This window comes from Streptomyces sp. BI87, from assembly GCF_025957665.1.
GTDB classification, from domain to species: domain Bacteria; phylum Actinomycetota; class Actinomycetes; order Streptomycetales; family Streptomycetaceae; genus Streptomyces; species Streptomyces albidoflavus.
Map to the genome: position 1 here is coordinate 6,514,833 of NZ_CP110079.1, position 10,473 is coordinate 6,525,305.

Here is a 10,473-nt window from a genome sequence, read left to right on the forward strand (position 1 = left end):
GGCGCCCACGTCGCCCGGCTCCTGGCCGGGCGCGGCACGCCGCACCTGCTGCTCGCCGGGCGGCGTGGGCCGGACGCTCCCGGCGCCGCCGAACTCGCCGCCGAGCTGCGGGAACTGGGCGCCGAGGTCACCCTCGCCGCCTGCGACACCGCCGACCGGGAGGCGCTCGCCGCGCTCCTGGCCGAGGTGCCCGCCGACCGCCCCCTCGCCTCCGTGGTGCACGCGGCGGGCGTCCTCGACGACGGCCTCCTGGACACCCTCACCCCGGAGCGGTTCGCCGCCGTCCTCGACGCCAAGGCCCGCTCCGCCGCCCACCTGCACGAGCTGACCCGCGACCTCGGCCTCACCGACTTCGTCCTGTTCTCCTCGGCCGCCGGCACCCTCGGCGCCGCCGGCCAGGCCAACTACGCCGCCGCCAACGCCTACCTCGACGCCCTCGCCGAACACCGGCGCGAACAGGGCCTGCCCGCCACCTCGGTGGCCTGGGGCCCCTGGTCCGGCACCGGCATGGCCGGCGAGGGCACCGGCGTCGAGGACCGGGTCCGGCGTGGCGGCTTCACCCCGATGAGCCCCGAGGACGCGCTCACCGCCCTCGACGCCGCCGTCGGCCACCGCGACACCGCGCTCCTCCTCGCCGACATCGACTGGCCGCGCTACGCCGCCGTCTTCGCCCCGCACCGCGCCCTCGTCGGTGACCTGCCCGAGGTACGCGCCACCGGCGGCGCGGCCACCGCCCACGGCGACACCGAACCGGCGCTGCGGCGCCAGGTCGCCGCCCTGACCGGCCCCGCCCGCGAGCGGTACGTGCTGGACTTCCTGCGCGCCCAGGTCGCCGCCGTCCTGGGTCACCCCGACCCGGACGCCGTCGAACCCGACCATGCCTTCACCGACCTCGGCTTCGACTCGCTCACCACCGTCGAACTGCGCAACACCCTGGGCGCCACCACCGGCCTGCGCCTGCCCGCCACCCTCGTCTACGACCACCCGACCGCCCGCGACCTGGCCGCCCACCTCCTGGCCGAGATCCTGGGCGACCTGCCCGAGCCGGCGGCGGGCGGGAACGCGGCCGACGAGGCTCCCCGCGCCACGGAGACCGACCCGGTCGTCGTGGTCGGCATGGGCTGCCGCTTCCCCGGCGGTGTCGAGTCGCCCGAGGAGCTCTGGCAGCTCCTCGGCGAGGGCCGCGACGCCGTCTCCGGCTTCCCCGCCGACCGCGGCTGGGACCTGGACTCGCTGGCCCGTGGCGGCTCCGCCACCCTGGAGGGCGGATTCCTCCAGGGCGCCGGACTCTTCGACGCCTCGTTCTTCGGCATCTCCCCGCGCGAGGCTCTCGCGATGGACCCCCAGCAGCGCCTGCTGCTGGAGACCTCCTGGGAGGCCCTGGAGCGGGCCGGCATCGACCCGCAGGGCCTGCGCTCCAGTGCCACCGGCGTCTTCGTCGGCACCAACGGCCAGGACTACGCCACCGTGCTGCGGCGTGGCACCACCGACGTGCGGGGCCACGCCGCGACCGGCACCACCGCCAGCGTGATGTCCGGCCGCCTGTCCTACACCCTGGGGCTGGAGGGCCCGGCGGTCACCGTCGACACCGCCTGCTCCTCGGCGCTGGTGGCCCTGCACATGGCCGCCGGGGCGCTGCGCTCCGGCGAGTGCACCCTGGCCCTCGCCGGCGGCGTCTCCGTGATGGCGAGCCCGGACGCCTTCGTGGAGTTCACCGCGCAGGGCGGCCTGGCCGGCGACGGCCGCTGCAAGGCCTTCTCCGACGCCGCGGACGGCACCGCCTGGGGCGAGGGCGCCGGCGTCCTCGTCCTGGAGCGCCTCTCCGACGCCCGCCGCCACGGCCACCCCGTCCTCGCCGTGCTGCGTGGCTCGGCCGTCAACCAGGACGGCGCCTCCAACGGCCTCACCGCGCCCAACGGCCGCGCCCAGCAGCGCGTCATCCGCCAGGCGCTGGCCGACGCGCACCTCACCCCGGCGGAGGTCGACGCCGTCGAGGCGCACGGCACCGGCACCACCCTGGGCGACCCGATCGAGGCCCACGCTTTGATCGCCGCCTACGGCGAGGGCCGCGACCCGGAGCAGCCGCTGCTGCTCGGTACCGTCAAGTCCAACCTGGGCCACACCCAGGCCGCCGCGGGCGCCGCCGGTGTCATCAAGACCGTCCTCGCCCTGGGCCACGGCGAACTGCCGCGCACCCTGCACGTCGACGCGCCGTCCTCGCACGTCGACTGGTCCGACGGCACCGTCGAACTGCTCCGCGAGCACCGCGCCTGGCCCGAGACGGGCCGTGCGCGCCGGGCGGGCGTCTCCGCCTTCGGCGTGAGCGGCACCAACGCCCACGTCATCCTGGAGCAGCCCGGACCGGACACCGCCGAGGCCACGGAACCGGCCACCGAGCCGTCCGTCCTGCCCTGGCTGGTCTCGGCCCGCTCGGAGAACGCCCTGGCGGCCCAGACCGCACGGCTGACCGCCTTCACTCAGGCCCGGCCCGAGGTCCCCGCGCTCGACACCGCCTACAGCCTGGCCACCGGCCGAGGAGCCTTCGCCCACCGCGCCGTCCACCTGGTCACCGCCGGGGGCGAACCCCTGGAGACCGTCCGCGACCGTGCCTCGGAACGCCGCCTCGCCCTGCTCTTCTCGGGGCAGGGTTCGCAGCGTGCGGGGATGGGCCGGGAGTTGTACGGGCGTTTCCCGGTGTTCGCGGAGGCGCTGGACGCGGTGGCGGCCCGTCTGGACACGGGGCTGGAGCGTCCGCTGCGGGAGGTGCTGTTCGCGGAGGAGGGTTCGGAGGCGGCGGCGCTGCTGGATGCGACCGGGTACACGCAGCCCGCGCTGTTCGCGGTGGAGGTGGCGCTGTTCCGGCTGGTGGAGTCGTGGGGGGTCTCGCCGGAGTTCGTGGCGGGGCATTCGGTCGGGGAGATCGCGGCGGCTCATGTGGCGGGGGTCCTCTCGCTGGACGACGCCTGCGCGCTGGTCGCCGCCCGCGCCCGTCTGATGCAGGAGCTTCCCTCCGGCGGGGCGATGGTGGCCGTGCGGGCGGCCGAGGACGAGGTGGCGCCCCGGCTGACCGACGGCCTGTCCCTCGCCGCCGTGAACGGTCCCGACTCCGTCGTCATTGCCGGTGAGCAGGAGGAAGTCCTCTCCCTGGCAGCCGATTTCGCGGGGGAGGGGCGCAAGACGCAGCCTCTGCCGGTCAGTCACGCCTTCCACTCGGCGCTGATGGAACCGATGCTCGCCGAGTTCCGCCGGGTCGCGGAGAGCCTGGAGTACGCCGAACCGCGCGTCCCGGTGGTCTCCAACGGCACCGGCGCCCTCGCGGAGCCCGGTCAGCTCACCGACCCCGAGTACTGGGTGCGGCACGTCCGCGAGACCGTACGCTTCGCCGACGGCGTCCGCGCCCTCGCCGACGCCGGAGCCGACGCCTACCTGGAGATCGGCCCCGACGGGGTCCTCACCGGCATGGCCGCCCGGGTCCTCGACACGGCCGCCGACGGAACCGGCAGCGTGAGCGTCCCGGCGCTGCGCAAGGACCGGGCCGAGGAGCGCGCGCTGCTCACCGCGCTGGCCCGGCTCCACACCGCCGGTGTCGTCGTCGACTGGACCGCCTGGTTCACCGGTACCGGTGCCCGCCGCACCGACCTGCCGACCTACGCCTTCCAACGCGAGCTGTACTGGCCCGAGCCGGCCACGGGGCCGCACACGGCCACCGCGCAGGACCCGGCGGACGCCGCGTTCTGGGCCGCTGTGGAGCGCGAGGACCTGGAGTCGCTCTCCGCCACCCTCGACCTGGACGACACGGTCCTGTCGAGCGTGCTGCCCGCCCTCTCCACCTGGCGCCGTGGCCTGTCCGAGCGCACCCTGCTCGACGGCTGGCGCTACCGCGTCACGTGGCAGCCCGTCCCCCTCGGGAACGCCGCCGACGAGGGCCCGGCCGGAACCTGGCTCGTCCTGACCCCGGCCGGACACGACGACGCGTGGACCGAGGCCCTGGCCGCCACCTTCGGCGAGCGCGCCGTCCACCTCGCCGTCCCCGCCGACGAGGACGGCACCGCCGCCCTGCTCGGCGCGGCCGCCGACAGCACCGCGTACGCCGGTGTCCTCTCGCTGCTCGCCGGCACCGCGACGGACGGCATCGCCCGCCCCGACACCCTGCTCCGCCTGCTGGCGGCCGCCGGGATCGACGCCCCGCTGTGGTGCGTCACCCGCCGCGCCGTCTCCGTCGGCCGCTCCGACTCCACGGCCGACCCGGACCGCGCCGCCCTGTGGGGCCTGGGCCGGGTACTCGCCCTGGACGAGTCCGAGCGCTGGGGCGGACTGGTCGACGTCGGCCACGTCGCCGACGCCCGCACCGTCGACCGCCTGCGCGCCGTCCTGACCGCCGCCCGCACCGACGGCCCGGCCGAGGACCAGGTGGCGCTGCGTGCCTCCGGCGCCTTCGGCCGCCGGCTGTCCCGGGCCGCCGCCCCCGCCCCGGACGTCACCTGGCGCCCCGCCGGGACCGTCCTGGTCACCGGCCGGGCGGAGGGCTTCGGCGGGCACGTCGCCCGCTGGCTCGCCGCGCACGGCGCCGCCGGGGTGCTGCTCGTCGGCCCGGCCGGCCCCGAGGACGCCGCCACCACCGCCCTGCGCGCCGAGGTGGAGGCGCTCGGCGCCACCCTCACCGTCGTCCCCCACCCCGACCCGGCCGACGCCGGTCCGCTCACCGAGGCGCTGGCGGCGCGGGCCGACGACCGGCCGCTGACCGCCGTCTTCCACACCGGGGACACCGGCGAGGAGACGCCCGGCGTCACCGGAGCGCGCGCCGCCTACGAGGCGCTGACCACCGCCGTCGGTGACCGTGACCTGGACGCCTTCGTCGTCTTCGGCTCCATCTCCGCCGTCTGGGGCGTCGGCGGCCAGGGCGCGGGCGCCGCGGCCGGTGTCTGCCTGGACGCCCTCGTCCAGCGACACCGCGCCCACGGCACCAACGCCGTCTCGGTCTCCTGGGGCGCCTGGCAGGGCGCCGGCCCCGACGGTCTCACCGCCCACCTGCGCGCCAACGGCCTGCCCGCCATGGAACCGGCCCGCGCGCTCGACGCACTCGCCCCCGCGATCGGCGAGGCCGCCGCCGACCCGGCCGCTCCCGCCTCGGTGACCGTCGCGGACGTGGCCTGGGACCGGTTCGCCCCGGCGTTCACCCGCACCCGAGCCGGTCTGCTCCTCACCGGCGTGCCCGAGGCCCGCGAGGCCCTGAGCACCACCGGCGGCGACGGCGCGGACGCCGGTACCGCCTCCGCGCTGCGCGAGCGACTGCGGCAGTCCGACCCCTCCGAGCGCTCGCGCACCCTCCTCGACACCGTGCTCACCGAGACCGCCTCGGTGCTCGGTCACACCGACGCCGCCGCCGTCCCGGCCGAGAACGCCTTCAACGACCTCGGCTTCGACTCGCTCACCGCGGTCGATTTGCGCAACCGCCTCACCACGGCCACCGGGCTCACCCTGCCCGCGACCCTGGTCTTCGACTACCCGACCCCCGCCGCCCTCGCCGCCCACCTCCTCACCGGACTCCTCGGCGAGGACACCGCCCCCGGCACCGGCGCCCCCGTGGCACCCGCCGCAGCCGACGCGGACGACCCCGTCGTCATCGTCGGCATGAGCTGCCGCTACCCCGGCGACGTCCGCTCGCCCGAGGACCTGTGGGAACTGGTCGGGGCCGGCACCGACGCCATCGGCGGCTTCCCCACCGACCGCGGCTGGGACCTGGAGAAGCTGCTCCACGGCGACGAGGACGGCCGGGGCCGCAGTGTCACCCGTGAGGGGGGATTCCTCTACGACGTCGCCGACTTCGACCCCGCCTTCTTCGGGATCTCCCCGCGCGAGGCCCTGGTCATCGACCCGCAGCAGCGGATCGTCCTCCAGGCCGCCTGGGAGGCGCTGGAGCGGGCCGGGATCGACCCCGCCGTGCTCCGCGGCGGCGACACCGGTGTCTTCGTCGGCGGCGGCAGCGGCGACTACCGCCCCGCCATCGGCCAGTCCGGGCACGTCGAGACCGCCCAGTCGGCGAGCCTCCTCTCCGGACGGCTCTCCTACACCCTCGGCCTGGAGGGCCCCTCCGTCAGCGTCGACACGGCCTGCTCGTCGTCCCTGACCGCCCTGCACCTCGCCGCGCAGGCGATCCGCTCCGGCGAATGCTCGCTCGCCCTGGCCGGCGGTGTCACCGTGATGTCCACCCCGGTCGGCTTCGTCGAGTTCGGCGAGATGGGCGCCCTCTCGCCGGACGGCCGCTGCAAGCCCTTCTCCGACGCCGCCGACGGCACCGCCTGGTCCGAGGGCGTGGGCATGCTCGTCGTCGAGCGCCTCTCCGAGGCACGCCGGCGCGGCCACGAGGTCCTCGCGGTCCTGCGCGGCTCCGCCATCAACCAGGACGGCGCCTCCAACGGTCTGACCGCCCCCAACGGCCCCTCCCAGCAGCGCGTCATCCGCAAGGCGCTGGCCGCCGCCGGGCTCACCGCCCGCGAGGTCGACGCCGTGGAGGCACACGGGACCGGGACCACCCTCGGTGACCCCATCGAGGCCCAGGCCCTCCTGGCGACCTACGGGCAGGACCGCCCCGAGGGGCAGCCGCTGCTGCTCGGCTCGGTCAAGTCCAACATCGGTCACAGCCAGGCGGCCTCCGGCGTCGCGGGCATCATCAAGATGGTCCTCGCCATGCGGCACGGCACGCTGCCGCGCACCCTGCACGCCGAGAAGCCCTCGCGTCACGTCGCCTGGGACCCGGACGCGGTCCACCTGCTGACCGAGGCGGCCGACTGGCCCGAGACCGGACGCCCCCGCCGCGCCGGTGTCTCCTCCTTCGGCGCCAGCGGCACCAACGCGCACGTCATCCTGGAACAGGCCCCCACCGGCCCGGCCGCCCCCGCGCGGGACCCGGAGCCCGACACGCCCGCCCCCGGCGCCGCACGGCTGCTGCCCCTGCCACTGTCGGCGGCCACCGCGGACTCCCTGACCGAGCAGGCCGCCCGGCTCCGGGACCGGCTCACCGCCGGTGCGACGCAGCCGCCGGCCACCGCCGACCTGGCGCTCTCCCTGGGCACCACCCGCTCCGCCTTCGAGCACCGGGCCGTCCTCGCCGTGGCCGGCCGCGACGAACTCCTCGACGCGCTCACCGCCCTCGCCGAGGACCGCGCCCACCCCGCCGTACTGCGCGGCCGCGCGGCCCCCGGCGGCCGGACCGCGTTCCTCTTCCCCGGGCAAGGCTCCCAGCGCCCCGGCGCGGGCCGCGCCCTGTACGCCCGCTTCCCGGTCTTCGCCACCGCCCTCGACGAGGTGCTCGCCCACTTCGACCAGGAACTCGAACGCCCGCTGCGCGACGTGATGTTCGCCGACGAGGGCACCCCCGAGGCGGCGCTCCTCGACCGGACCGGCTGGACCCAGCCCGCCCTCTTCGCCCTCGGCGTGGCCCTGTACCGGCTGGTCGAGTCCTGGGGCGTACGACCCGACCTGCTCGCCGGGCACTCGGTCGGCGAGCTCGCGGCCGCCCACGTGGCCGGGGTCCTCTCCCTGCCGGACGCCTGCCGCGTCGTCTCCGCCCGCGCCCGCCTCATGGAGGCACTCCCGGCGGGCGGCGCCATGCTCGCCGTGCGCGCCACCGAGGACGAGATCGCCCCGTACCTGACCGACCACGTCTGCCTCGCCGCCGTCAACGGCCCGGAGTCCGTGGTGGTCTCGGGCGACGAGAAGGCGGTCACCGCGCTCGCCGAGGCCTTCGCCGAACAGGGCGGGAAGACTAGGCGTTTGCGGGTGAGCCATGCGTTTCACTCACTGCACATGGACGCCATGCTTCAGGACTTCGAACGGGTCACCAGGAGTGTGTCGTACGCCCCGCCGAAGCTGCCCCTGGTCTCGAACCTCACCGGGGACGCGGTCACCGACGCGCAGGTGTGCGACCCCGGGTACTGGGTCCGGCACGCCCGCGAGGCGGTCCGCTTCGGCGACGGTGTGCGCACCCTCGCCGGCCGCGGCGCCACCCGCTACCTCGAACTCGGCCCCGACGGAGTCCTGTGCGGCCTCGCCCAGGAGACCCTCGACACCCTCGCCGACGAGAACCGCCCGGCCCCCACGGCCGTCCCGGCCCTGCGCACCGGACGCGACGAGGAGCAGGCCCTGATCACCGCCGTGGCCCGGCTGCACGCGGCGGGCCAGGGACTCGACTGGACGGCGCTGCTCGACGGCACCGGCGCCCGCCGCGTCGACCTGCCCACCTACCCGTTCCGCCGACTGCGGTTCTGGCCCGACGAGGCACCCGCCGCCGCCACCGGCACCACGGCCGACGCCGGGGACGCCGCCTTCTGGGCGGCGGTCCAGGACGAGCAGTTCGACTCCCTCGCCGGGGAACTCGGCGTCGACGGCGACGCGTTGCTGCGCGTCCTGCCGGCCCTGCGGGACTGGCGCCGCAAGCACGGCGACCAGACCACCGTGGACGGCTGGCGCCAGCGCATCGCCTGGCGGCCCCTGAACCGGGCCACCGCCGGCACCCCCGCCGGCACCTGGCTCGCCGTCGTGCCCGCCGACCACGCCGACCACCCCTGGACCACCGCCGTCCTGGCCGCGCTCGGCACGGGTGCCCAGGTCCTGGAGGTCTCCGGCGAGGACCGCGCCTCACTCGCCGCCGCGATCCGCGAACGGCTCGACGCCACCGGGCCGTTCACCGGCGTGGTCTCCCTGCTCGCCGTCGCCGGGGAACCCGGTGACGGGACCGGCGCCCTCCCCGGCGGCGTCCCGGTCGGCGCGGCCCTGACCGCGACCCTGGTCCAGGCGCTCGGCGACGCCCGCACCGACGCCCCGCTGTGGTGCCTCACCCGTGGCGCCGCCGCCGTCTCGCCCGCCGAGACCGTCGCCGCACCGCTCCAGGCCGCCGTCCACGGACTCGGCCGGGTCGCCGCGCTGGAGCACCCGCAGCGCTGGGGCGGCACCGTCGATCTGCCGCTCGCCGTCGACGCCCGGACCGCCGAACGGCTCGCCGCCGTCCTCGCCGACCCCGAGGGCGAGGACCAGCTCGCCGTACGGCCCGGTGCGGTCTTCGGCCGCCGCCTCGCCGCCGTCCGGCCAGGGACGCCCCGCGACTGGAAGCCCACCGGAACCGTCCTGATCACCGGCGGCACCGGCGCCCTCGGCGCCCGCACCGCCCGCCGTCTGGCCGGGGCCGGAGCCCGCCGCCTGGTCCTCCTCAGCCGCAGCGGACCCGACGCGCCCGGCGCCGGTGAACTCGCCGCCGACCTGCGCGCGCTCGGCGCCGAACCCGTCATCACCGCCTGCGACACCGCCGACCGCAAGGCCCTGGCCGCCGTCCTCGCGGCGATCCCCGAGGACGCGCCGCTCACCGGCGTCATCCACACCGCCGGGGTGCTGGACGACGGCGTCGTGGACGGCCTGACCCCCGAGCGGTTCGCCACGGTGTTCCGGGCCAAGGTGGCCTCCGCGCTGCTCCTGGACGAACTGACCCGCGCCCACGACCTGGAGGTGTTCGCCCTGTTCTCCTCGGCGTCCGCCGCCGTCGGCAACCCGGGTCAGGGCACCTACGCCGCCGCCAACGCGGTCCTCGACGCCCTCGCCGAACAGCGCAGGGCCGAAGGGCTGCCCGCCACCTCCGTGGCGTACGGCGCCTGGGGCGGGGAGGGCATGGCCGACGGCGTCCGCGCCGCCGCGCTCGCCCGCCGCACCGGCATCCGGCCGCTCGACCCGGACCTCGCGGTCCTCGCGCTGCGGCAGGTCGTCACGGGCAGCGACCCGGTCGCCGTCGTCGCCGACGTCGACCCCGACCGGTTCGTCCGCGCGTTCACCACCGTCCGGCCCAGCAGCCTGCTGGCCGAGATGCCCGCGTACGCCGCCCTCAAGAAGGCCGCGTCCGCCGCCGACCGGGCCGCGGACTCCGGTCCGTCGCTGCGCGACCGGCTGGCCAGGCTCCCCGAGAGCCGCCGTACCCAGACGGTCCTGACGCTGGTGCGCGAACGCGCCGCGGAGGTCCTCGGCCTCTCCGGAACCGACCAGGTGGGCCCCGACCGGGCCTTCCGCGACCTCGGATTCGACTCCCTCGGCGCCGTCGAGCTGCGCAACCAGCTCGGCGCCGCCAGTGGACTCACGCTGTCCGCGACCCTCGTGTTCGACCACCCCACGCCCGCCGCACTCGCCGCCCACATCCTCGGACAGCTTCTCCCGGCCGGCACCCCCGGTGCCCCCGCCACGGACGGAGCCGGCGAAGAGGAGCGGGCCGTGCGCGCCGCCCTCGCCCAGGTCCCCATGGACCGGCTGCGCGACAGCGGACTCCTGGACCAGCTGCTGGACCTCGCCGGGCAGGACCCGGCCGGAACAGGCACGGGCCAGGAGGCCGAGCCCTCCGGGGCCGGCGACGCCTACGACGCGTCGATCGACGCCATGGACGTCGACGGCCTGGTGCAGGCGGCACTCAACGGTAACCCTGACGAAGAGCGGGACTGA

At 76.7% G+C, this 10,473-nt stretch carries 1 protein-coding gene (cut by a window edge); it reads left to right on the plus strand.

Annotated features, from left to right (window positions below; translation table 11 throughout):
• Nucleotides 1–10,473 carry the end of a type I polyketide synthase gene (locus OIM89_RS29210; protein ID WP_264491741.1) on the plus strand. 18,168 nt of this gene lie to the left of the window's left edge, so the window shows 10,473 of its 28,641 coding nt (coding positions 18,169–28,641); its start codon lies off the left edge, out of view; the stop codon is at nt 10,471–10,473.